The organism is Listeria cossartiae subsp. cossartiae (assembly GCF_014224155.1).
In the GTDB taxonomy this organism is placed as follows: domain Bacteria; phylum Bacillota; class Bacilli; order Lactobacillales; family Listeriaceae; genus Listeria; species Listeria cossartiae.
Genome location: NZ_JAASUI010000001.1, coordinates 975,758 through 996,676 on the forward strand (window position 1 = coordinate 975,758; position 20,919 = coordinate 996,676).

At 35.8% G+C, this 20,919-nt stretch carries 28 protein-coding genes; 15 read left to right on the plus strand and 13 right to left on the minus strand.

Annotated elements, in window-relative coordinates; translation table 11 throughout:
* Window positions 1–72 precede the first annotated feature (72 nt).
* Window positions 73–480 (minus strand): VOC family protein, encoded by a 408-nt coding sequence (locus HCJ30_RS05025; protein ID WP_185391211.1) that lies wholly within the window; start codon window positions 478–480, stop codon window positions 73–75.
* Between the two features lie 167 nt (window positions 481–647).
* Between HCJ30_RS05025 and HCJ30_RS05030 the strand changes: the two genes are divergently transcribed.
* From HCJ30_RS05030 to HCJ30_RS05050, 5 genes are all read left to right on the plus strand, one after another.
* A complete protein-coding gene (locus HCJ30_RS05030) occupies window positions 648–1,247 on the plus strand; it encodes a histidine phosphatase family protein (RefSeq protein WP_185391212.1) in 600 nt (199 codons plus the stop codon).
* A gap of 201 nt (window positions 1,248–1,448) precedes the next feature.
* Window positions 1,449–1,811, plus strand: a complete 363-nt coding sequence (locus tag HCJ30_RS05035; protein WP_185391213.1) for a DUF5082 family protein — start codon at window positions 1,449–1,451, stop codon at window positions 1,809–1,811.
* Window positions 1,804–2,079 carry a hypothetical protein gene (locus HCJ30_RS05040; RefSeq protein ID WP_185391214.1) on the plus strand — a complete coding sequence of 92 codons (276 nt, stop codon included), beginning with the start codon at window positions 1,804–1,806 and terminating at the stop codon, window positions 2,077–2,079. The genes HCJ30_RS05035 and HCJ30_RS05040 overlap by 8 nt, the downstream gene beginning before the upstream one ends.
* Before the next feature lie 6 nt (window positions 2,080–2,085).
* Entirely contained in the window at window positions 2,086–3,654 is a 1,569-nt protein-coding gene (locus HCJ30_RS05045) for a T7SS effector LXG polymorphic toxin (RefSeq protein ID WP_185391215.1), read from the plus strand.
* Window positions 3,647–4,336 (plus strand): hypothetical protein, encoded by a 690-nt coding sequence (locus tag HCJ30_RS05050; RefSeq protein WP_185391216.1) that lies wholly within the window; start codon window positions 3,647–3,649, stop codon window positions 4,334–4,336. Before HCJ30_RS05045 ends, HCJ30_RS05050 begins: the two co-directional genes overlap by 8 nt.
* Before the next feature lie 48 nt (window positions 4,337–4,384).
* On the opposite strand, the gene HCJ30_RS05055 is transcribed toward HCJ30_RS05050, so the two are convergent.
* Window positions 4,385–4,645: a hypothetical protein gene (locus tag HCJ30_RS05055; RefSeq protein WP_003726046.1), complete on the minus strand. Its 261-nt coding sequence runs from the start codon at window positions 4,643–4,645 to the stop codon at window positions 4,385–4,387.
* Between the two features lie 123 nt (window positions 4,646–4,768).
* Here HCJ30_RS05055 and dbpA point away from each other — a divergent pair, with 123 nt between their 5' ends.
* The 3 genes from dbpA to HCJ30_RS05070 all read left to right on the plus strand — a co-directional run bounded on the left by dbpA (window position 4,769) and on the right by HCJ30_RS05070 (window position 7,110).
* A complete protein-coding gene (gene dbpA / locus HCJ30_RS05060; RefSeq protein WP_185391217.1) occupies window positions 4,769–6,181 on the plus strand; it encodes an ATP-dependent RNA helicase DbpA in 1,413 nt (470 codons plus the stop codon).
* Window positions 6,182–6,205: 24 nt separating this feature from the next.
* Window positions 6,206–6,469 carry a DUF3116 family protein gene (locus HCJ30_RS05065; RefSeq protein ID WP_185391218.1) on the plus strand — a complete coding sequence of 88 codons (264 nt, stop codon included), beginning with the start codon at window positions 6,206–6,208 and terminating at the stop codon, window positions 6,467–6,469.
* A 164-nt stretch (window positions 6,470–6,633) separates the two neighbouring features.
* Window positions 6,634–7,110 (plus strand): NUDIX hydrolase, encoded by a 477-nt coding sequence (locus tag HCJ30_RS05070; RefSeq protein ID WP_185391596.1) that lies wholly within the window; start codon window positions 6,634–6,636, stop codon window positions 7,108–7,110.
* Window positions 7,111–7,147: 37 nt separating this feature from the next.
* Here HCJ30_RS05070 and HCJ30_RS05075 read toward each other — a convergent pair whose 3' ends face one another.
* Both HCJ30_RS05075 and HCJ30_RS05080 read right to left on the minus strand, forming a co-directional pair.
* Window positions 7,148–7,393, minus strand: a complete 246-nt coding sequence (locus tag HCJ30_RS05075) for a hypothetical protein (RefSeq protein ID WP_185391219.1) — start codon at window positions 7,391–7,393, stop codon at window positions 7,148–7,150.
* The gene (locus HCJ30_RS05080) at window positions 7,390–8,595 is read right to left on the minus strand and encodes an MFS transporter (protein WP_185391220.1); all 1,206 of its coding nucleotides are present in this window, start codon (window positions 8,593–8,595) and stop codon (window positions 7,390–7,392) included. Before HCJ30_RS05080 ends, HCJ30_RS05075 begins: the two co-directional genes overlap by 4 nt.
* Before the next feature lie 204 nt (window positions 8,596–8,799).
* Between HCJ30_RS05080 and HCJ30_RS05085 the strand changes: the two genes are divergently transcribed.
* Window positions 8,800–9,459, plus strand: coding sequence for a Crp/Fnr family transcriptional regulator (locus tag HCJ30_RS05085; RefSeq protein WP_185391221.1), 660 nt, complete (start codon window positions 8,800–8,802; stop codon window positions 9,457–9,459).
* A 39-nt stretch (window positions 9,460–9,498) separates the two neighbouring features.
* On the opposite strand, the gene HCJ30_RS05090 is transcribed toward HCJ30_RS05085, so the two are convergent.
* From HCJ30_RS05090 to HCJ30_RS05100, 3 genes are all read right to left on the minus strand, one after another.
* On the minus strand, window positions 9,499–9,693 hold the full coding sequence (locus tag HCJ30_RS05090) for a hypothetical protein (RefSeq protein WP_185391222.1): 195 nt from the start codon (window positions 9,691–9,693) through the stop codon (window positions 9,499–9,501).
* A gap of 66 nt (window positions 9,694–9,759) precedes the next feature.
* Window positions 9,760–10,605, minus strand: a complete 846-nt coding sequence (locus HCJ30_RS05095) for a YitT family protein (protein WP_185391223.1) — start codon at window positions 10,603–10,605, stop codon at window positions 9,760–9,762.
* A 330-nt stretch (window positions 10,606–10,935) separates the two neighbouring features.
* Complete coding sequence (locus HCJ30_RS05100; RefSeq protein WP_003723553.1) at window positions 10,936–11,073, minus strand: hypothetical protein; 138 nt, start codon at window positions 11,071–11,073, stop codon at window positions 10,936–10,938.
* Window positions 11,074–11,250: 177 nt separating this feature from the next.
* Between HCJ30_RS05100 and HCJ30_RS05105 the strand changes: the two genes are divergently transcribed.
* Window positions 11,251–11,712, plus strand: coding sequence for an NUDIX hydrolase (locus HCJ30_RS05105; RefSeq protein ID WP_185391224.1), 462 nt, complete (start codon window positions 11,251–11,253; stop codon window positions 11,710–11,712).
* A 39-nt stretch (window positions 11,713–11,751) separates the two neighbouring features.
* Here the strand turns inward: HCJ30_RS05105 and HCJ30_RS05110 are convergent, their stop codons facing one another.
* Entirely contained in the window at window positions 11,752–12,216 is a 465-nt protein-coding gene (locus HCJ30_RS05110; protein ID WP_185391225.1) for a hypothetical protein, read from the minus strand.
* Between the two features lie 187 nt (window positions 12,217–12,403).
* Between HCJ30_RS05110 and HCJ30_RS05115 the strand changes: the two genes are divergently transcribed.
* Window positions 12,404–13,318 carry an alpha/beta hydrolase gene (locus HCJ30_RS05115; protein WP_185391226.1) on the plus strand — a complete coding sequence of 305 codons (915 nt, stop codon included), beginning with the start codon at window positions 12,404–12,406 and terminating at the stop codon, window positions 13,316–13,318.
* Between the two features lie 24 nt (window positions 13,319–13,342).
* Here HCJ30_RS05115 and HCJ30_RS05120 read toward each other — a convergent pair whose 3' ends face one another.
* From HCJ30_RS05120 to HCJ30_RS05140, 5 genes are all read right to left on the minus strand, one after another.
* Window positions 13,343–14,590: a glutamate-5-semialdehyde dehydrogenase gene (locus tag HCJ30_RS05120; RefSeq protein ID WP_185391227.1), complete on the minus strand. Its 1,248-nt coding sequence runs from the start codon at window positions 14,588–14,590 to the stop codon at window positions 13,343–13,345.
* Window positions 14,574–15,404 carry a glutamate 5-kinase gene (gene proB / locus HCJ30_RS05125; protein WP_185391228.1) on the minus strand — a complete coding sequence of 277 codons (831 nt, stop codon included), beginning with the start codon at window positions 15,402–15,404 and terminating at the stop codon, window positions 14,574–14,576. Before proB ends, HCJ30_RS05120 begins: the two co-directional genes overlap by 17 nt.
* Before the next feature lie 317 nt (window positions 15,405–15,721).
* Window positions 15,722–16,093, minus strand: a complete 372-nt coding sequence (locus HCJ30_RS05130) for a hypothetical protein (RefSeq protein WP_068998444.1) — start codon at window positions 16,091–16,093, stop codon at window positions 15,722–15,724.
* Between the two features lie 235 nt (window positions 16,094–16,328).
* Window positions 16,329–17,468, minus strand: coding sequence for a PrsW family glutamic-type intramembrane protease (locus HCJ30_RS05135; protein ID WP_185391229.1), 1,140 nt, complete (start codon window positions 17,466–17,468; stop codon window positions 16,329–16,331).
* A gap of 80 nt (window positions 17,469–17,548) precedes the next feature.
* Entirely contained in the window at window positions 17,549–17,944 is a 396-nt protein-coding gene (locus HCJ30_RS05140) for a helix-turn-helix domain-containing protein (protein WP_185391230.1), read from the minus strand.
* 150 nt (window positions 17,945–18,094) lie between these two features.
* Between HCJ30_RS05140 and HCJ30_RS05145 the strand changes: the two genes are divergently transcribed.
* From HCJ30_RS05145 to HCJ30_RS05160, 4 genes are all read left to right on the plus strand, one after another.
* Window positions 18,095–18,310: a helix-turn-helix domain-containing protein gene (locus tag HCJ30_RS05145; RefSeq protein ID WP_003736439.1), complete on the plus strand. Its 216-nt coding sequence runs from the start codon at window positions 18,095–18,097 to the stop codon at window positions 18,308–18,310.
* A gap of 105 nt (window positions 18,311–18,415) precedes the next feature.
* A complete protein-coding gene (locus tag HCJ30_RS05150) occupies window positions 18,416–18,949 on the plus strand; it encodes a matrixin family metalloprotease (protein WP_185391231.1) in 534 nt (177 codons plus the stop codon).
* Window positions 18,950–18,965: 16 nt separating this feature from the next.
* Window positions 18,966–19,619, plus strand: coding sequence for a hypothetical protein (locus HCJ30_RS05155; protein ID WP_185391232.1), 654 nt, complete (start codon window positions 18,966–18,968; stop codon window positions 19,617–19,619).
* A 267-nt stretch (window positions 19,620–19,886) separates the two neighbouring features.
* The gene (locus tag HCJ30_RS05160) at window positions 19,887–20,825 is read left to right on the plus strand and encodes a hypothetical protein (protein ID WP_185391233.1); all 939 of its coding nucleotides are present in this window, start codon (window positions 19,887–19,889) and stop codon (window positions 20,823–20,825) included.
* Window positions 20,826–20,919 lie beyond the last annotated feature (94 nt).

Consider the following 20,919-nt stretch of genomic DNA (forward strand, 5'->3'; position numbering starts at 1 on the left):
TGCAAATTTGGTCATCCTACTAAAAATGGACTTAAAGAAAGAACCTGAGAGTTATCCCAGGCTCTTTTGTTTTCATGATAAATTGAGCTGCCAGACAATCCCAAACTTATCTGTAACCTCTCCGAATTTTTCCGACCAGAATGTTTTCGCAAGTGGCATTACTACATTGCCGCCTTCTGCAAGCTGATGGAATTGTTTCGTTAATTTTATTTCGTCGGATGTATCAATCACGAGTGTTATATTGTCGCCAAATGTAAGTGGCCTAGACTTAGGTACGTCGGAAAACATGACTTTTACCCCGTCCATTACTAAGCTCGCATTCATAACTAAATCTTTTAGCGAATCATCTATAGGTTCATCCGCTGTCTCGATTTCCCCATATGTCAGCAAATCTGTACACTTTGTTCCAAAAATTTCTTCATAAAACGCGATAGCATCTCTGGATTGTGTTCTAAAATTCAAGTAAACATTTAACGTCATTTGAATTCCTCCTCGATTTTTATTCGCTATGGGTTTATTGATTTAAGTGTATTTATTATAGCAGATACTTGAAAAAAGAGGAAAAGTTAAGCCGGTAAATGCTTGACTTGGAGCTACTCCAAGGTGATAGACTAATAGTAAGATATTAGATACAGGGGGAGAATGACATGAAAAAAACGCTATATTTAATGCGCCACGGCCAAACATTATTTAATCAACGTAAAAAAATTCAAGGTTTTTGCGATGCACCATTAACAGAACTTGGTATTAAACAAGCTAAAATCGCTGGAAGTTACTTTCAAGAAAATAAGATTGAATTCGATCAAGCTTACAGTTCCACTTCAGAGCGCGCATGCGACACGTTGGAGCTGATTACTGATAAGAGCTATACTCGGTTAAAAGGGTTGAAAGAATGGAATTTTGGTACGTTTGAAGGGGAGAGCGAGGACTTAAACCCGCCACTTCCATATGGTGATTTTTTCGCGACATTTGGTGGGGAACGGGAAATGGATTTTAGAGATCGCTTATTGGACACAATGGAGGGTATCATGAGCCAAGATAAGCATGATACGGTTCTCGCTGTATCTCACGGAGCCGCTTGCGCTCAGTTCGCCCGCTACTGGGAGAAAACGAGCAAAATCGGCAAAGTAACAGGGCTGAAAAACTGCTGTATCTTGAAATTTGAATATGAGGATGGCGAATTTACGTTAGTTAATTTTATTAATCATGACTTTGATAGTGGGACGCATATTGAAAGCGCCAAGTAAAAAAATTGTAATAGTAGAAAGTTATAGGGAAGGAATACAATTATATGGAAGAGGTGTGTTTCACCACCTCTTTTTTGTGTACAATTTTTCTTATTTTAAAAACTTTTTTTACTTTTCTAATAATCTATTGAAGCTTTTTTCACAATTAGTTATAATCGTTATAGTGAATGAATACACAATACAAATAAGAAGGTGGAAAGAATGTCAAAATATGATGCTGAAATTGTTAGTGCACAACAATCCATCGCGGGACAACAAGAAAAAATACGAAGATTAAGAGAAGTTATCTTAAAAGTAGAGAGAAAAGGGGAACAAATTGGGACCTTGTCCATTCGCCAAATCGATTTACCATATGATTTTTGGCAAGGTAAATCTGATAGTGTCATGAGAGAAGTACTTCAAAGACGATTCCAATTTTGGAATAATCAAAATGTTGTGGTTAGCGAGGTTGTACGGGAGATACAAGCAGAAATAAATCGAACGCAAAATCAAGTAAGTGATTATCAGGCAGATATTCGCTACTACTCTAATCTAAAACGATTGGAGGAAGAGGTAAGTGTCTGATATACAGGTAAATGAATCAATGATATTAAAAAGTACTAACCAATTTGCTGGGAAACAACAGATATTTTATAAAAAAGCTTCCTTAGTTGCTCGTAAAAATCAACTAGCATCAACAAATAAAATGCAAGCTATTATGGCTAAAATGGACGCGCAAATGGAGCGATTACAGCAGTTTGGCGACCGTACGACACAAGATATAGAAAAAAATTGTGCTGAGTTTGTTAATTTAGATAAAAATATGTTAACAGATATGGAAGTAACGGGGTGAACAAATATGAAGATAGATGCACGAGAATTAAATGAGCTTGTCAATGAAAATACAGCAGCACTTACTAACGAGTATGAAGCATTAAGCGATGCGATAACAGCTACTACTGCATTTACAACAGAAACACAGGAGTTCTTTAAAGGAAAAACCGCCGATGCAAGCCGTGCTTATTTACAAGAAGTTTACCAACCAATACAACAAAAAATACTGCAAATCAATGAGCAGTTGACAAAAATATTAAAATCTTATCAAGATGATGCAGAAGCGCAATTCGGAGCAAATGGTCTTGTAGATATTCCAGCTATTCAAATGGAATACAAACTTCATTTGAATCAATTAACTGATCGTGAAATGCAAGAATATCGTGAATTAAATAACCTTATTCAAGAAGCAAATGAATTTATTGCATTTCCAACGAGTAACTTAGGTTTGTTTGAAGAATTGCATCATGATGGAATAGCCGAAATTGCAAAAATTAACATGAAGCTGGAAGGTTTTGAAACAAGATGGAGTAAAGAATTTAGTAAGATTGAAAACTTACAAGCTGAACTTGATGCTATGTTGACTCAAGTTGATAATAATAAAATAACACCTACAAGTTATCAAGCTGGTATGATTTCGTTTGAAAAAGGAAAAGTAGAGTTTTTGTCCGCAATGAAAATTCAGTTTGGATTTAATGAGGCAGAAGCTGAAATCATGTACACTTTATACTTAAATTTGCGAAAACAATCAGCCAATGAGGCAGAAGCATTTGAACGTTTTTTTGCGTATATGGGAGCTTTTTATTATGGAGATAATGAAAAATATGGTTTTGAAGCTTGGGGAATCATTGCAGGTACGCTTAATGAATCTAATTTAAAAGCTAAACTTTTGGAGTTAGGAATAACTGAGGAGGAGTATAAGATATTAAGCACAGCTATAATTAATCAGCATAATGTCTGTGCTTGGGATAGTGTGGAGGATTATACAGCAGCAATATTTGAAGTAGACTATAATGCATTATCTCAAGCTGAACGTGATAGATACACTACTTTATTTGAACAGTTTAACGGAACAATTGATTTCGCCCACATGTCAGTAACATTAGCTGCTCAATTACATTCGGATGGACTTAAATGGTTTGGAAGTGTATACGGCGGCATTGAGAATGGAGTTTATTCTGCTGAGGATAATGCAGGATATGCAGGAGATATTTTTGGTGTATTTGATGCTGCACCAAGTATGAGTAACGATGATTATAGAGCCGACTTAGATGCAGTGAATTTATCCGCTATTATACAGAGTGGTGCGCCAGATGGAATAAAGGCTATTACTGATTATTATAGTAAGATTGAGTCAGGTGAACTAAATCGAGCTAATGAGTTTTTAAGCAATATTGGAGCTGGTTCTGTTGAAAAAGGCTATACAATAATTGAACAACAGATTACTGACCATATGGTGAACTATTCACAAAAAGGGATAGTTTTTGATTATTTTAATGGAGGTACAAAAAAAGTAGAAGAACATTTGGTAGTATCTTTTCAATTTTTACAGAACTTAAAAGAAAAGAATAATGAATGGGTGAATTATGAATAATAAAGTAAAATATATTTTAAAAATATTACTAGGAGTTTTGATGTTATGTCTTTCTATGTGGCTTTTTTTAAACTCAATACAGCAAATTAGTTGGCTGAAAAATAGTAGTATAGAAGATAGAACACGGTACTTTTTACAAGAAAAATTTAATGATGATTGGAAAGATATTTCCCCGAATTTAGCATTTGATTTCAATGTTGAAAGTGGTCGGAATAAATTAATGTCAGAGCATTTTGAGATATCCGCGCAGGTCGAAAATAGAAAAGATGATTTGCACACATTTAACTCTAAAAAGAAAAGTGAGTTCAGTAAACTTATTGTATTTGATATCAAAGTAAATAAAAATGTAAAAGCAAGCACTAAGCTTGAAAAGAGCCAGACAATATATGTAAATCAATTACCTTTAAAAGAGAACAAAGAAATCTATACACTTCAGTTTTCTAATGATATTTATCAACCAGATCGGAAAATGGAACAAGCATTGGGTATGCAGTCATCAGACGTTGTAGACAGTGTAACTTCTTCTCAGGCAAAGTATCAAATTTTACTTGAGCAGATTACGACAAAAGAATTATCAAACAAAAAACTAACAAAGAATATGATACTTTTACTTAGCGTTTTTGTTCTGGGAGCTTATGTATATTTAATAATTATTAAACCAGTAATAATTATTAAAAAGTAGAAAAAGCGAAGTAACTCGAGCCCAATCGAGTTACTTCGCTTTTTCACGTCATTGAAACAAATTCTTTATTTTATCCAAAAACCCACCAGTTAATTCATTCGCGGTATCTTGCAAGTTTTCCGTAAGTCCGCTTGTTTTATCTTGCAGATTTTCTGTTAAGTTCGTCGCTTCATTCTGTAAATTTTCTGTGACATTGCTCGCTTGTTCGCCAAGCTCAGATGCTTTGTTTGTTGCCTCTTCTGTCAGTGTTCCTAGGTTTTCCAGGGGCAGGGACTCGGTAACTTTATTCTTCAAATCATCTAAATTCATTGTTTCCTCCTTATTTTGGGGGCTTAGAGTTCATTCTAAAGGAAGATGCGGCGAACTACAAACAATTCGTACCGTCATTTGTGAAAAAATATGGTATGATGATAGGAGGAAATGAGGACTGACATGACGAATTTAAAATTAAGTGAAGAAATTAAAAGAGCGATTAATGAACTAGGATATACAGAAGCAACGCCTGTTCAAAAAGCAGTAATTCCAGTTGCCTTAACAGGAGAAGATATCGTTGCTAAATCACAAACTGGTAGTGGGAAAACAGCGGCATTCGCTATTCCAATTGCTGAACAAGTCGTTTGGGAAGAGAACAAGCCACAAGCGCTAATTATCGTTCCAACGAGAGAGCTTGCAATGCAAGTTAAAACAGAATGCACGAACATTGGTCGATTTAAACGCGTGAAAGCAGCAGCCATATACGGACAATCACCATTTGCTAAACAAAAACTAGAATTAAGCCAAAAAAATCATATTGTCGTTGGGACACCTGGCCGACTACTGGATCACATTGAAAAAGGCTCACTGCATGTCGATAAAGTAGCTCATTTAGTTTTAGATGAAGTAGACGAAATGTTAAGCATGGGCTTTATTGATCAAGTGGAAGACATTCTTAGCCGTTTACCAAAAGAGCGCCAAAATCTATTTTTCTCTGCGACTATGCCAGAAGAAATGCAAGATTTAATCAAACGTTATCAAGATAATCCAATGGTAATTGAAATGGCGTCAGAAAAAACGAACCCGATTTTCCATGTGGAGATGCAAACGGACAATAAAGAAAAAACATTAAAAGACGTTTTGATAACAGAAAATCCAGATAGTGCGATTATTTTTTGCAACACGAAAAATCAAGTAGATGAGCTAACGGATTTACTCGATTTAAGAGTTAGCAAAATTCATGGCGGTTTAAGACAAGAAGACCGTTTTCGTGCGATGGATGATTTTAAAAGCGGCAAATCGCGCTTCTTAATTGCGACAGATGTGGCGGGGCGCGGGATTGATGTAGATAATGTGTCGCTCGTGATTAACTACGATTTGCCGATTGAAAAAGAAAACTATGTCCACCGAATCGGTCGTACTGGCCGTGCTGGAAAAAGCGGGAAGGCGATTAGCTTCGTGAAGACGAATGAAAATCCACTTTTGCGCGACATAGAAGAATTGCTGCATATCACGATTGAAAAAAAACGCAAACCGACTATCATTGAAGTAAGAGCAAATGAAGAAGCTTTCCACAAAAAACAACAAAAGCGCCCGGTAATTAAAAAAGCGCGCGGTGAAAAATTAAATAAAAACATCATGAAACTTTACTTTAACGGCGGCAAAAAGAAAAAAATCCGCGCGGTAGATTTTGTTGGTACTATTTCTAAACTAGAAGGCATTACAGCAGAAGATATTGGTATTATTACGATTGAGGATCATGTTTCTTTTGTCGAAATTTTAAATGGAAAAGGTCCAGCTGTTCTCGACATGATGCGTTCTCGCAAAGTGAAGGGTAGACGCCTGAAAGTAAACGAAGCCAGAAAGCGATAATATTAAGTAAAGAAGGTTTCAAGTATGGAGAGGCCCAGTAATAAGCTTATTCTTATGGTATTGAATGTTGTTAAAAATCCAATATATAACATAAAATCATTGACCATTCATTTTTTGCAAACAGACATCGTTGGCGGTTCTACAAGAAATGAGCTGTTATATTGTACTTATTGGCTTGAGTTTCATGGGTTTATTCAGAGAGACGAAAATAATAGTAAACAAAAATATTACAGCATAACCAAACAAGGTGATTTTTTACTTCAAAAAATAAAACATGAACTTTCATGATTTAGTCACACTTTGTTCACATCTATTCGTTATATTAAGAGTAACCTTTTTTCAATGAAATATCTCACCTGGCAGCATCCGTCTCCCTACAAAACGCGGATGCTGCTCTTTTTGTGCGTGGAATTATGCTATACTAAGTAAAACTGAAAATGGAAGGTGACATCGTGTACAAATACACCATTTGTTTTATACAAAGAGGAGACCAAATTTTATTATTAAATCGACAAAAAGCACCATGGATGGGAAGTTGGAATGGTGTTGGCGGGAAAATTGAACCGGGGGAAGCGCTTATCAATTCCATTCAGCGTGAGATTACTGAAGAAACCGGGATTGCTCCAGCTGATTACGAAATCCGGGATATTGGCGAAATGATATGGTTTGTAAATGAAGAATACCTAGGTGGAATGCATTTGTTTTTTGCAAAACTGCCAAACGATTATCATTATCCAACCCCACGTGCGATGGATGAAGGGATTTTAGATTTTAAAGAACGCCACTGGGTCTTTGATGAGGAAAATACAGGTGTGGTGAGTTATTTATCGTATATTTTCCAGCATGTACAAGACACGACGACACGAATAAAAATCACTACAAAATACCAAGGGAAAACCTTACTACATATTAGTCACCAAGTCATATAAAAAAAGCATTGCGACCACTCGCAATGCTTCCGCTCTATCAAGACGTTGTAAAATAACTCGCTTCCCAACGACTAATCAAATTTTTCGCATCCTCCGTGGATAACTTTTTATGTCCGATAATCTGCTCTTTAGCAATTTCGATACTTTCAAAGTGATCAATTAAACGTTGCGATGGATTATTAATGTACACATCACGAAGTTGAATCGATTGGCGTTTTTCATTTTCGATGCCTCTAGCTCCTACGATATAGCCCGCAGCAGTAATCAGTAATAATTTATTCATAGTTCTTCGCTCCCTTTTAGTTGTTCTTGCACGCCACTGGACACTTTTTTTCTGGATAAAAACATATAGATAAAGACGCACACAAATGCGATAGCGCCAGCGATAATGTAAATGCCTTGGAATGAGAGTACATGATGAATTTCACCCATAATATAAGGCCCAATCCCAAGCCCTAAATCAAGTCCGATAAAGTAAGTAGATAAGCCAATCCCAATGCGGTGAGGCTCGCAAACTTTCAAACAAACAGCTTGCCCATTTGACATAAAGGTCCCGTAACCTAAACCAATCAAGCCACCCGAAATAAGTAAAACAAGACTGGAGGTTGCCGTACTTAGCACAACCAAACCAACTGCTAAAAAGAGATAACTCGGATACATCACATATTTTTCACCTTTAGCATCAAATAATTTTCCAGACATCGGCCGAGTAAATGTAATAACAAGCGCATAAACGACAAAGAAAAATGTCCCAGCGCTCACTAAATTGATTTCTCTTGCGTAAGAAGCAAGGAATGTAAGCACGCTCGAATAAGAAATCCCCATCAAAAAAGCAATAAATGTAATCGGAATAACTTTAGTTTCAATAAAACTTTTAACCGTCCAAGTTTGTAACGCTTTGCGATGCTCTGTCGTTAAAACAATATTTTTCACTGGCAAATAGAAGCAAAGTAGTGCAGTTAAAAAGACAATCATCGTAGAGAAAACAATAATCGTATAAAAGTTCGTTTTGCTCAGTAGAATCATCCCTATAAATGGCCCAATCGCAGCAGCGAGGCTCGTACTAAGACCATAATAATTAATCCCTTCACCATTTCGAGAATTAGGAATATAGGCTGTTACAATCGCATTGGTAGCTGTTGAGGTTGTCCCGTAAGCGAACCCATTTAAAAAGCGAATAACGAACATAATCGCAATCGTCGGCATGTATAAGTAAGCCAGCGTCGTTACTAAGAAAAATAAAATCCCAAATCTTAAAACACGCTTACGGCCAAACAGTTCGAGCTTTTTCCCCATGTAAAGCCGTGCGAGAAGCGTTCCGATAATATAAATCCCGGACGCAAATCCTGCTTCGCCAAGTGACGCATTCAATTCTTCCTGCGCGATAACGGCGATAATCACCATAAGCAAATAATAAACGAGATAAACGACAAAGTTAATCAATGTTATTAAGACAAAACCCTTGTTAAATAATTTTTCTTTCATAAAATAAAATCCCTTCCTACATATAATTTGTAATTTATCTCAGCGACAAACAGTATTATAGGGGAAATTGGAAGAGGATACTTTTTAATTTGGTAATTATTTCTGATATATACAAATTTGTATAACATATGTTGAAAAAATAGGGAATAGTATTTTGTATGATTAATATGCTTTAACTGGAATGACAAAAAGGAGGTTAAGAACATGAAGCAAAATATTCTTAATAATTATGTAAGCACAAATGATTTTCCAGTTATCACAAGGGGAAAACGCAAATATTTAACTTACGAGGGACTTGAGGATTCTTATGTCTACATACTAAAAAAAGGGATTATTAAAACAAGTATTATTTCAAGGGATGGTAGGGAGTTTAACTTAAATTACATTAATAAAATGGATATCATTTCGCTATTAAAAGATGAGTATTCCCAGTTTGCCAATGCACCATTTAACATTCGCGTGGAGTCGGATACGGCAGAACTGTACCAAGTTGATCGGGTGAGGTTTTGGAAAGATGTGAACCGCGATGTGGATTTGCAAATTTATGTGAAAGATTATTATCGGACACGACTTTTGCAATCAATTAAAAAGATGCAGCAAATGTTGATGAATGGGAAACTTGGAGCGATTTGTACGCAACTCTATGAACTGTATACACTGTTTGGCGTGGAAATAGCAGAAGAGCAGTATTTGATTGATTTTCTAGTAAGCAATGAAGAAATTGGTCATTTTTGCGGGATAAATTCAGCAAGCAGTGTGAACCGGATTTTCCAACAACTCAAAAAAGAAGGCGTCATTACGATGCAAAATCGCTATATTATTATTAAAAAATTAGATGTTATTCAAGAAAATGTGATTTTTTAACAGAAGAAAAGCACTGCAAGTCTGAATTGCAGTGCTTTTCTATCCTCTTTTTTTAAATGAATATCGAATTCTAAGTGTGATGAGTCCGATGATGATTAGCAAACCGCCAACCATCAAATTCTCTAAGTCGCTAAAATCCCAAAATATAGAGATTCCGATATTAGATAGTCCTAGAAAAACAAAAACCAAGCCAACAACAAGTAAAACCAAATAAGCCGGTTTAGAACTTTTCATAAGGACGCCTCACTTACATTAAAAATAATTTCCACATTATTGTAACATAACTTTAGCTAAACGACATTATTCGCTTGTAATTTGTTTTGTAAAACCTTCACCAACGACACTTTGTACATCATTAATAATAAAGAATGCTTTCTCATCATATTTATTGACGATTTTTGTGAGAGGTAGCAGCTGATCACGACTAATCACGATATAAAGAATTTTTTTGTCTTGGCGCATATAGAACCCTTGACCATTGAAAAGGGTAATTCCACGTTCCAAACTTGCATCAATTTCCGTAGCAATTTCTTCATAATAGTCCGAAATAATCGTAACAGATTTCTTCGGATTATAACCTTCCAGAATGAAATCAAGTACTTTGGTCGAAATATAAAGCGAAACGACCGTCAATAACATATTTTCAAATCCGATAACAAAGACAGAAGGAATCACGACCAGTAAATCAAAGAACAGTAGGGCATAGCTCGTATTCCAACCAAGGTATTTATTAGCAATTTTCGCTAAAATCGCACTACCGGCTGTTGTTCCGCCCCCGTTCATAATTAGCCCCATTCCGACACCCATCATTAATCCAGCAAAAATTGCAGCGATAATAGTTTGGTTTGCCACAAAAGCAAGCGGCTCAGAAAAATGTAAAAAGATCGACGTGAAACTAATAGCGACAATCGTCCAGACAATCGTCATCCGATCAAGAAACTTGTAACCAATAATAAGTAAAATACCATTAAAAATAAAGGTAGTGACAGCGGGAGTCCAGCCAAGCAAGTAATAAAGCATCATTGTTAGCCCTGTAACGCCGCCTTCTCCTAAATTATTCGGGATGGCAAAAATATTGACAGCGAGCGAGAAAATTAGCGCCCCCGTAACGATTTTTGCGATGTTCCAACCTGTTTTATTTTTCATATCCATTTCTCCTTTCCACACAAAAAAAGACCCAAGAACACCTCTAAAAAGGCACTCTGGAGTCTTTTTATTAAAAAAGCATTAACTGACATATTAGTCATTAATTGTCTCACCATAAAAAATTGCTATTCATTTCAACACAATTTACAATATACCATAAAAAATAAGCAGCTTCAAGCCTTTTTTAAGTAAAAGTAATTAGCCGAAAATCGCTAAAAATGGCATTAAATTAAGTAAAAATAAACCTACAAGAACGCTAATAACAATTTTGATGACAAGTGGTTTTTCGCTTTCTGTTTTTTTCAATTTGTTTCCCTCCCTAATTCGCGCTTACTTTGCCCAGTGAACAAATTCATTTTTAAGTGGCATATAAGTGGCAGTTTTTTTCTTATAGATTTGATAAGCAAGAATAAATCCGAGAAACGCTGGAACAATAATTGCAAAAATAGTTAAAATAACTTTAGTCATAGAAAATACCTCCTCTTAAATCAAAACACAAGTACAGACCTTACTACTAATAGTGTACCAAATTTTAGGTGATTTTGGTAATAAAGCGGGTTAGCAAATTTCGGTTACAATTTAGTGCAAATGTGCTACAATAGCGCTGGATAGATTGGAATTATGAAAATGAAGGGAGAGGTGGCCATGAAACACGTTAGAACTGTAGCAATTATCATGCATCAAAACAAAATTTTGCTCCACTCAAACCAAGAAGAAGATTACTGGACACTTCCGGGCGGTGCAGTGGAAAATGAATCAACAAAAGAAGGATTAAAACGTGAAATGAAAGAAGAACTCGGGGAAGATGTGGCTATTTTAGAATTGAGCATTATTGCGGAAAATCGCTTTTTATATCGCGGCGAAGAAATAGATAGTATTGAGTTTTATTATGCGGTTAAACTGTTCCCAGATAGCAGTTTACTTAATCAACCTACATTTACAAAAATAGAAGAATTTGGTCAATACGGGGAAGAGGCATATAAACTGCATTTTAAATGGTTCGATATAGACAAGTTGAAAAATATCACCATTTTACCAACATTTCTCGAAACGGAGCTAGCAAATCTTTCAAGTAAAAACATTATACATTTGGAACAGACAACATAAAAAAATCCCGCGAAATTTTTACGTTTCGCGGGATTTTATTTAATTAGTTAAAGATATTAAGGTAATCTCTTTTTTACTGATATCTAAGAATGGTAATTTAACCCGTGTATCTAAACAATAAGCGTTGTAGAGTAACGGTTTTAATGTTGTAGTAGAACTTTCTACTTGGCGAACAAAATTGCCAATTTCTTGATACAATATTTCAATGTTTTTTAAACTACCAATTTTGGAATCGATACGATTTTCACTTACGTTTACATTAGAGTTCGTAACTTTTTCGTTAAATTCATCATTGATAGCATCTTTCGTACGTTCGATACGCGTAAACCGAGTATCTTCCCAATCAATCTCAATAATATGACAATCATCTAGTTGCAGGAAGTCACCAGTCCAAAGTTTTCCGTCGATTTCAACAATCATTCTCGTCTCAGGGAAAACCTCTTTGTTACGGTATTTTTTGAGTAAATAATCATACATTTGTAATTGCGCTAAACAGTTATCCATGTGTGTCATCTCCTTATGGGACTATTATAACATATTGTGATTATGTGAACAATCTACTTGCGATAAATGAATAGTTGGAACTGTAACTTTTTAACTAGTTATACAAAAGTCCTAAAAAAGCCTGTGAAATAGTGAAAACAACTATCAGGTGGTATACTAATAATAAGATGAAATGGGAGGGAGACAGATGTACAAACAAATGAAATTAAAAGCTACAGATGGACTCGATTTGCATTTACATATTTGGGATGAGGTGGAAAATCCAGTTGGTGTAGTTCAAATTGTTCATGGGATGGCAGAACACGGGGCAAGATATGGCTTGTTTGCGGAACGTTTGAATCTGGCTGGATATATTGTCGTAGCCGATGATCATCGTGGCTTTGGGAAATCAGCCATTGATGAAGCATCTTTAGGCCATTTAGATGGAGAAACAGGCTTTAATAATATGGTAGAAGATGAAGTGGTGGTACGAACTTATTTAAAAGAAACGTATCCCGGTTTACCATACTTTATTTTTGCGCATAGTATGGGAAGTTTTATTATACGAACCTTTATGGCGAAATACCAAGTTGATGGAGTAATTCTCAGCGGTAGCGGACTTCAACCGATAGCTCTTCTAAAAATGGGCCAAATGATTACAAAACAAAGAGTGAAAAAAGATGAAAGAAAAAGAAGTGGTCTTCTAAATAAATTGGCATTTTGGGGTTATAATAAGCCATTTAATGAAAATCATCGTTTTAGTTGGCTTTCGCGGGATGTGGCTATTTATGAAGCCTATGAACAAGATCCGTTTTGCGGGCCAGTAGTTGGAACAAGTGGTTTTTTCCATAACCTTTTTGAAGCCGTAAAGGTGAGTCAACAAAAAGAAACATTAGAAAGTGTGCCAAAAGATTTGCCTGTGTTGTTGCTTTCTGGAAGTGATGATCCGGTAGGGCATTTCGGAAAAGACACACCGAAAATTGCTTTATCCTTAGAAAAAGCTGGGGTAGAGGATGTTACTTATAAAATCTATGAAGATGCTCGTCATGAACTGGTGAATGAATTATGTAAAGAAACTGTTTTTCAAGATGTAATTGATTGGTTGGATGAAAAAAGAAGGTAGCCTAAACAATAGGCTACCTTCTTTTTAATTGCGGATTTGACCATCTCCGAAAATAATATATTTAGTGGATGTAAGTTCTGTTAAGCCCATTGGTCCACGGGCATGAAGTTTTTGGGTACTAATGCCAATTTCAGCTCCAAAGCCCATGGCAAAACCGTCTGTGAATCGAGTAGAAGCATTGATATAGACAGCTGCAGCATCCACTTTTTGGTGGAATGCTTGACCAGTTGCGTAATCATTAGAAATAATTGCTTCTGAGTGTTTGGTGCCATATTTATTAATATGTTCAATAGCCTCTTCAGCGGAATCGACTACTTTAACAGCTAGGATAAAATCTAAAAATTCATCTTCCCAGTCTGATTCCGTCGCAGCTTTTGCCTCTTGTAAAATTCCCTTTGCACGTTTATCCGCACGTAGTTCGACATCATATTCTTTTAGCGCAGTTTCCATCGCTGGAAGATAATCTTCGGCAACATCTCGGTGAATGAGCAAAGTTTCTGCAGCATTGCATACAGAAGGGCGCGAACACTTAGCATTAACTAAAATATCTATAGCCATTTGTTTCTCTGCTGCTTTATCTACGTAGATATGACAATTACCAGTACCTGTTTCGATGACTGGAACAGTTGCATTTTCAAGAACAGTTTGAATTAATCTTGCACCACCACGAGGGATGAGCACATCTAAAAAGCGATTTAACCGCATCATGTCTCGGGCAGTTTCGCGAGAAGTATCTTCAATTAATTGAACACTAGAACGTGGGAAGCCAGATGCCTCAAGAGAATCCTGGATAACGGACATTAATGCTTTATTGGAATCAATAGCATCACTACCGCCACGTAAAATTACTGCATTTCCTGTCTTAAAACAAAGAACAGAAGCATCTACAGTGACATTTGGTCTGGATTCATAAATAATACCAATAACGCCAAGCGGAACCCTAGTTTTACCAATCGTTAACTCGGCTTCATTTTTCCACATATTCGTTACTTCGCCGATAGGGTCCTTTAGCGCGACTACTTGTTTAACCGCTTCGGATATCTCTTTCATTCTATCTTCTGTAAGACGAAGACGATCAATCATTGTTTCTGGCGTTCCTTTTTGCTGAGCGCGAAGAATGTCCTTTTCATTTTCTTGCAAAAGTGTAGCCGTATGGTTAAGCAAATCATTACTTAAATTAAGCAGTGCTGCGTTTTTGTGTTTTGTTGTTGCTTGGGCTAAAAATTGGGAAGCTTCTTTAGCGGCACTCCCTTTTTTAATGAGTTCGGTCATGTGAAAGTTCCTCCTTTTTACTTGCGAATAAAGTACCAATTTGTTCACCTTGCATAATATTAAAAATAACGGTAGGGTTTTTACCGTTTGTTAAAATCATTTTTTGGTTAGAATCCATACAATAAGAAGCAGCAGAAAGCTTGGTCAACATACCACCAGTCCCAAATTTAGAACCGCGTCCTCCAGCAAGTGCTTCAATTTCTGGAGTGATTTGGTTGATTTCAGAGAACATAACGGCATCCGGATCAGTGGTGGGATTGCTCCCGTAAAATCCGTCGATATCAGAAAGCATGATGAGTAAATCAGCTTGCACTAGTTTGGCAACAATGGCAGAAAGAAAATCATTATCTCCGTATTTCGTCACATGTTCCAGTTCTTCTACAGCCACGGTATCATTTTCATTTACGATTGGGATAATACCACGGCTTAATAAACTGTCTAAAGTATTCATAACATTTTCGCGGCTAATAGGGAAGTCAGTTACATCACGAGTAAGTAACACTTGTCCAACAACTTGTCCGTATTCACCAAAAAACTTACTATAAATATGCATTAGTTCACTTTGACCAACCGACGCGACGGCTTGAAGGTCAGGGATACTTGTAGGTCTTACTGGAAGCTGTAATTTATGACAACCAACGCCGATTGCCCCAGAAGAAACAAGAATGACTTCTTTTCCTTCGTTACGTAAATCAGATAAAACCATCGCTAATTTCTCAATGGTACGTAAATTTATATGGCCATTTCCATACATTAATGTACTTGTACCAACCTTAATAACTAATCTCTTGCTATTTTTCAAAGATTCGCGCATTTCTATGACCCCTCTGCTAATTAGATAATACTTCTATTTTACATGAAAATGCAGATATGTCCATATTAGATATGCCATTTCTTTTTATATAATTTTTAAGTCTTTCATTAATTAAATAAAAGTTCATGAAAACTATATTGAACTATGCAAAATTATCATGAGAGAGGATTGATGATTTTGGACTACATAAAATAAGATGAACAGAAAACTATTTAATTTCTCGTATTGGAAGGAAATACTTTCATTGTACAAAAAAAGTATTCTCTATTATGAATTTAGAGAATACTTTCTAAAACATTGATTTTGGGGTTTATTGCTTATTTTCTTCCATGACATATTGCTGAAGCACTTACTGTCATATAACCTTGTGTTTGATATTTAACAGGAGCGATATGTTGCTTAGTTTCCATTTTATAATAATATTTTGAGGATATTTTTCCATATTTTTTCTGAATAGCTTTCTTTTGAGCACTGCTTACAGAATTCCCATATCCAATTTGATTTCCCTTAACCCAAAGATAATTAGTTATGTAGTATCCACCAGCGCCATCATAAACTTTTTTAGATTTTTTCCACTGTGAACTTGCAGCTTCAGCTTTGATTTCATAAGAATTTAAGATTGGAGATAGAGGAGATAGTGTGAACGTAACTATCAGAAGAGATAAAATAAGTTTTTTCAGTAGTTTCATTAAAAACACTCCTTAGATTTTGTTGTTTTAATTATAAATGAAAGCGCTATCTTTTTCAAGGGTTTTAAAAATAATATTAATTTGTCGAGATGAAGTTCTAGGCTTATTTTATTTTGTAAAATATAAAAATTAGGATGGCCTTATTTTGAACATAGACTTTATAAAGTGTTTTTGAATATACAAAAACACTTGTAAAATGGATTTTTATCAAAACTCCAATCTACAAGTGCTTTTTTTATTTAGAAGCTTTACTCGCGGCCGAAATAACGGAAACTTGTTTTAATCCTTTACTAATTAGACGCAAGATAACGAACCAGACAACAACGATTAAGACAATTTGTTTAAACGCGATTGCTGGAAGTGGATTGAACGGGCAATCCCAAGCGAAATGTAGGGCGATTGGAATAATAAACCATTTCCAAAATGTTCCTGTGAAAATGTGGTGCATTCCAAGTTTCTGATCTCCTTTAGCGATAACCAGTGCAGCACCAGTAATTGCAGCCCATACAACATGGCCACCGATTGACTGCCAACCACGGCTAAAGATAACATTCATCATCGTTTCGCCGGCAATATGAATATCTTTGAATAAGAATGCTACGTCGACACTATAGTTGAACGCATAACCAAGTGATTCAAAAGCAGCAAATCCGGCACCAACAGCGGCACCAATAAGTAAACCGTTTAAAATATACTTCGAGTTTAAGGAACGAATGAACAGGGCAACGATAATCATTTTCCCAGTTTCTTCTATAAATCCAACCAAAAGGGCGTTAAAATAATTTAATTTCCCAACTGGAATAATGGAGTAAATAACGAGTGTTGCAACGAGCGCCGCGACACCACCGATAAAGAACATCTTCACAACATCGAAAACGCTGATGTTCCGAGGTGCATTCGTTTCGAAAAAGAATAATAAGACAGAAAACGGAACTGCAAAGGAACCAATTACCATGAGTCCAGGTATCGTATTGCTATTTTCAAACAAATATGTACAAGCTAGAAGTAAAAAATACGTGACGATTAATACTAAGAAAACTCTGGAGAATACCCACGGATGCGGCCAAGTGTGCGGAATATCGCTCGTTGCTGGTGTTGTATACTTAGTTCCAGCAATAAAAACTTTTTCGCCTTCTTCTTTAGAATGCTTTTTAAAAACAGCAGAGAAGAGGTTGCCAATCTTGAGTTCCGAGTTCCCGTGATTCCCAGTATGCTGATGCAATTCTGTTTGCTTCAATGCAACCCACTCCGGATGAGGGGATTTTTGGACCAATGTGTGATCATTAATTTCCTGCTTCCTATAAAGAGCAATCATCTCCACATTCGTAAAAGGTCCAACTTTTTGTTCGTTCTTTTTGAAGTACCATTCTGACAAATGAAACTCCCCCTTTAGCTTTTTAGTTTGACTCCATTAATTATTCCCAAAAATGCTAAAAGTTAAACGAGCGAACTAGATTAATCATTTAATTTCTTGGCTTGTTCGTAAAGGAAATCAATCGAATCTGCTAAGAAATTTGCTGCGGACTCATTTAGCGGCTGTCCATCTAAATTTAAATCATCTTCATGTTTTAAGTCTTCGCTAATTTTTGTCATTCTTTTCCCGATATCTTTTTCGTTTTGGAGTTCACTAGGGACATACATCGGAATGCTTTGTTGTCCAAGTAAATAATCAACACTAACATCGTAAAGCGTAGCTATTTGTGTCACCATTTCCAAATCTGGCTCACGAATACCATATTCCCAGTTGCCATATGTAGATGGTGCAGCTAAACCAAGTCTTCTAGCAGTTTCCGCTTTTGACCATCCTTGCTTTTCTCGAAGTAGTGTAAGTCTATTACTTAATTTTGGCATGATTTCACTCCTTTTTGTTTGATTATACAATATCTTACACAATTTAGCTATATTTTAACACAGAACGCATTATTTTGCGATTGACATACTCTTTTTGAGTTGTTAATATTGTATTAACAACTCAAAATGTGTAGATAAGGAGAAGATGACATGAAAACAGTAGACAGCAGAAAAATCAATACGGCCAAAATTCGGGACTTACGATTGGAACGGGGAATCACGCAAGCCTTCATTGCGAGACGGATGGGTTATAAATACACATCGGGCTACAGCAACATAGAAAAAGGCACTGTTAGGCTTTCTCACAAAAATGCAGTTATCTTGAGTGAGATTTTAATGTGCGAACTAAATTTCTTTTACGAATAAACGGACACGGGATAAAGTTGCTAGCTAAATAAAATTAATTCAAGGCAAACGTTTAGGGTTAATGCACACAAAACGTGTGAAAACATAAAAAAAGGAGATAACAACATGAGGAAAAAAACGTTAGTAGGGTTTCTTATTTGTATGGTATTAGTTGCGTTATTCACACCAACTAATGCAGACGCGTATACGAAGAAAGGCTATGTTATGACAAAAGCGAGTGCGAAAAACTTTAAGATTTACATTAATGGATCCGCGAAAGGTTTTAAGAGTGTTATTATTAATGGAGCAAAAGCGTGGAATCCTTCACCGTATTTAAACACAGTTAGTATGGGAAACGATGCAAAACCTCATTTTACCGTCAGTAGTTCAGCAACGAACAAAGGGGATGTGCTTGCTGTCTGTAACACAACCTACTATAAATCCAATAAATTAGTTGCAAAGAATGAAATTACTCTTTATAAAGGTTTTCGCTCACTATCGAACAATCACAAAATCGAAACAGTTATACATGAATTTGGCCACGGGTTTGGCTTAGGACACGTAAAAACGCGAAATGCGATTATGCTAGACAAAGGCTTTATCAATAAAATAAAACCACAAACAGATGATTACAACGGTATTAAAGCCATGTACAAGTAAAAAGGAGGAATGAAAAATGAAAACAAAACTAGTCATTATTATGGGCTTAGTAAGTCTAAGCATCTTAACGGCCTGTTCCAATAACGAAAGCGTAAAAGAAGAACCAGCAACAGAACAAACTGAATCCGAACAAGTAAAACCAAATAACGGCGTCGTTTCCTATCACGGCAAATACCTCAAACTCGCTGAAAACATCAATGATTTAGAAAAAGACGCACCGATTATCATCAAAGTCACGAAAAAATCCGAAAAAGCAACGGTAACAAAAGAAACAAAAGAAAATATTTTCCCAACTGATTTTTATACGATGAGTGAAGTGCAAATCAATAGTATCGAAAAAGACGAAACCGGAAAATTGAAAGAGAAGATGACCATTAAAGTGATGGAGTATAGCGTAGAAAACGTTACTGTCGATGGCAAAGAATATGATTTAACCATCGACGGATATAAAAATATGGAAAAAGGCGAAGAATATACGCTATTTTTAGAGAAAAATCCAGATGGAGACAATTATATTCTTTCAAATGCAATTATAAGTAAATTCCCAGTGGAGGAATTAGCTGAAAATGAATTATTCTTAGATGACGGGGAAAAAGCAGAAGAAACTGGCGACATCGAAGAAATATATCAAGATATTTATCAAGACGTATTAACGGAATATAGTGAATAAATAAAGCTACTCGAATAGTGAAGGACTTCGGTATAAAAATCGAGGTCTTTCTTTTTGCATACAAATAAAAATGGTGCAGCGAAACTAAGCATATTCCAGCCGATTTTCCGCAAAAAAGCACCATAAAATCCACTTGACAGAACTAGACGATAACAAGTAGAATGAACCAAATCATCATTTTTACACAGAAAATGGTTAGAATTTTAACAATATGGGTAAATCCAGTTAGTATAAATAAAGCTTTTTCAAATAAAAGGAGATAAAACGATGAGTGATAGTGGTGCTTTTTTTCCAATGAGCGTTAAAAAATTTCTGGAAAAAGGGATTACCTCGTTGTCTGAAGAAGAAAAAATGAGTACGCTACATTATTTGGAAAATGCGTATCATCAAGAACCTTGCAACGAGGAAATTGTACATAGATTAATTCAATTTTATAATCAGACGGATAAGACGAAAAAAGCGCAAGAAATGGGTCAAAACTTTTTGACGATGAATGGCTATAATAAGGAAATACTTGGTGAATTATCCGTAACTTTTATGAAAGAAGATAATATGGATACGTATTTCACCTTAGTCCGGCATTATATGGAAGAAGAAAAAAAGGAAGCGACAGAAGAAGTAGCTGACAATGTTATTCCATTTCCAAAGCAATTTATCCCGAGAAAAGATATTCGCGAATTCGCATCTTGGCAAACAGCCGAACAATTGGAATTTTTACAAGAAGCGCGATTTTTAGAAATTGATACCTTTTTGCCAGTGTTTAGAGATTTTCTAGCGGATGATCATTTTTCGCCGTTTGTGCAGTCAATGATTTTTGAATTAATGCAAGAAAAGGAAATAAATGAAGAATTTAAAATTCGCAAAGTAGAGAAGGAAGGTACGTTTAATCCGAGCCTTGTGCCGATGCTTGCGGAGAATAAGTTTGCAGAAGCCTTATTTGCTGGTCTTGCGGAGATGCTTGAACATAGTAATCCGAGCTTGTTAGAGCAAGTGCTAGGAATTATTCAACAACATTTATTCATGCTGTATCCTTTTGAATTAGAGCCAAAAGAAGTGGATGTTTGGGTAAATGCTTATTACAAATGGGCCAACGCGATGTATGGTGACAATAGCGTTATTTCAGACGATGTGAATCACTTAGCGGTGGCAGAAGCTATTTCTATTATTGAAGAGTTAGAAATCAGGCAGCAAAATTATTTTATATAATGATATTTGTTGTTTTCAAGTCAGGGATATCTGTGTTATTATTAGTGAGTATGGCTGAAACTTGTCATGAGAGTAATTAAATTGAACTAAATAG

What these genes read in the sequence shown, in the direction of transcription:
- HCJ30_RS05025 (WP_185391211.1), bottom strand. Translation starts at nt 480, where the DNA reads ATGACGTTAAATGTTTACTTGAATTTTAGAACACAATCCAGAGATGCT.
- HCJ30_RS05030 (WP_185391212.1), top strand. Translation starts at nt 648, where the DNA reads ATGAAAAAAACGCTATATTTAATGCGCCACGGCCAAACATTATTTAAT.
- HCJ30_RS05035 (WP_185391213.1), top strand. Translation starts at nt 1,449, where the DNA reads ATGTCAAAATATGATGCTGAAATTGTTAGTGCACAACAATCCATCGCG.
- HCJ30_RS05045 (WP_185391215.1), top strand. Translation starts at nt 2,086, where the DNA reads ATGAAGATAGATGCACGAGAATTAAATGAGCTTGTCAATGAAAATACA.
- HCJ30_RS05050 (WP_185391216.1), top strand. Translation starts at nt 3,647, where the DNA reads ATGAATAATAAAGTAAAATATATTTTAAAAATATTACTAGGAGTTTTG.
- HCJ30_RS05055 (WP_003726046.1), bottom strand. Translation starts at nt 4,645, where the DNA reads ATGAATTTAGATGATTTGAAGAATAAAGTTACCGAGTCCCTGCCCCTG.
- dbpA (WP_185391217.1), top strand. Translation starts at nt 4,769, where the DNA reads ATGACGAATTTAAAATTAAGTGAAGAAATTAAAAGAGCGATTAATGAA.
- HCJ30_RS05065 (WP_185391218.1), top strand. Translation starts at nt 6,206, where the DNA reads ATGGAGAGGCCCAGTAATAAGCTTATTCTTATGGTATTGAATGTTGTT.
- HCJ30_RS05075 (WP_185391219.1), bottom strand. Translation starts at nt 7,393, where the DNA reads ATGAATAAATTATTACTGATTACTGCTGCGGGCTATATCGTAGGAGCT.
- HCJ30_RS05080 (WP_185391220.1), bottom strand. Translation starts at nt 8,595, where the DNA reads ATGAAAGAAAAATTATTTAACAAGGGTTTTGTCTTAATAACATTGATT.
- HCJ30_RS05085 (WP_185391221.1), top strand. Translation starts at nt 8,800, where the DNA reads ATGAAGCAAAATATTCTTAATAATTATGTAAGCACAAATGATTTTCCA.
- HCJ30_RS05090 (WP_185391222.1), bottom strand. Translation starts at nt 9,693, where the DNA reads ATGAAAAGTTCTAAACCGGCTTATTTGGTTTTACTTGTTGTTGGCTTG.
- HCJ30_RS05095 (WP_185391223.1), bottom strand. Translation starts at nt 10,605, where the DNA reads ATGAAAAATAAAACAGGTTGGAACATCGCAAAAATCGTTACGGGGGCG.
- HCJ30_RS05100 (WP_003723553.1), bottom strand. Translation starts at nt 11,073, where the DNA reads ATGACTAAAGTTATTTTAACTATTTTTGCAATTATTGTTCCAGCGTTT.
- HCJ30_RS05105 (WP_185391224.1), top strand. Translation starts at nt 11,251, where the DNA reads ATGAAACACGTTAGAACTGTAGCAATTATCATGCATCAAAACAAAATT.
- HCJ30_RS05110 (WP_185391225.1), bottom strand. Translation starts at nt 12,216, where the DNA reads ATGGATAACTGTTTAGCGCAATTACAAATGTATGATTATTTACTCAAA.
- HCJ30_RS05115 (WP_185391226.1), top strand. Translation starts at nt 12,404, where the DNA reads ATGTACAAACAAATGAAATTAAAAGCTACAGATGGACTCGATTTGCAT.
- HCJ30_RS05120 (WP_185391227.1), bottom strand. Translation starts at nt 14,590, where the DNA reads ATGACCGAACTCATTAAAAAAGGGAGTGCCGCTAAAGAAGCTTCCCAA.
- proB (WP_185391228.1), bottom strand. Translation starts at nt 15,404, where the DNA reads ATGCGCGAATCTTTGAAAAATAGCAAGAGATTAGTTATTAAGGTTGGT.
- HCJ30_RS05130 (WP_068998444.1), bottom strand. Translation starts at nt 16,093, where the DNA reads ATGAAACTACTGAAAAAACTTATTTTATCTCTTCTGATAGTTACGTTC.
- HCJ30_RS05140 (WP_185391230.1), bottom strand. Translation starts at nt 17,944, where the DNA reads ATGCCAAAATTAAGTAATAGACTTACACTACTTCGAGAAAAGCAAGGA.
- HCJ30_RS05145 (WP_003736439.1), top strand. Translation starts at nt 18,095, where the DNA reads ATGAAAACAGTAGACAGCAGAAAAATCAATACGGCCAAAATTCGGGAC.
- HCJ30_RS05150 (WP_185391231.1), top strand. Translation starts at nt 18,416, where the DNA reads ATGAGGAAAAAAACGTTAGTAGGGTTTCTTATTTGTATGGTATTAGTT.
- HCJ30_RS05155 (WP_185391232.1), top strand. Translation starts at nt 18,966, where the DNA reads ATGAAAACAAAACTAGTCATTATTATGGGCTTAGTAAGTCTAAGCATC.
- HCJ30_RS05160 (WP_185391233.1), top strand. Translation starts at nt 19,887, where the DNA reads ATGAGTGATAGTGGTGCTTTTTTTCCAATGAGCGTTAAAAAATTTCTG.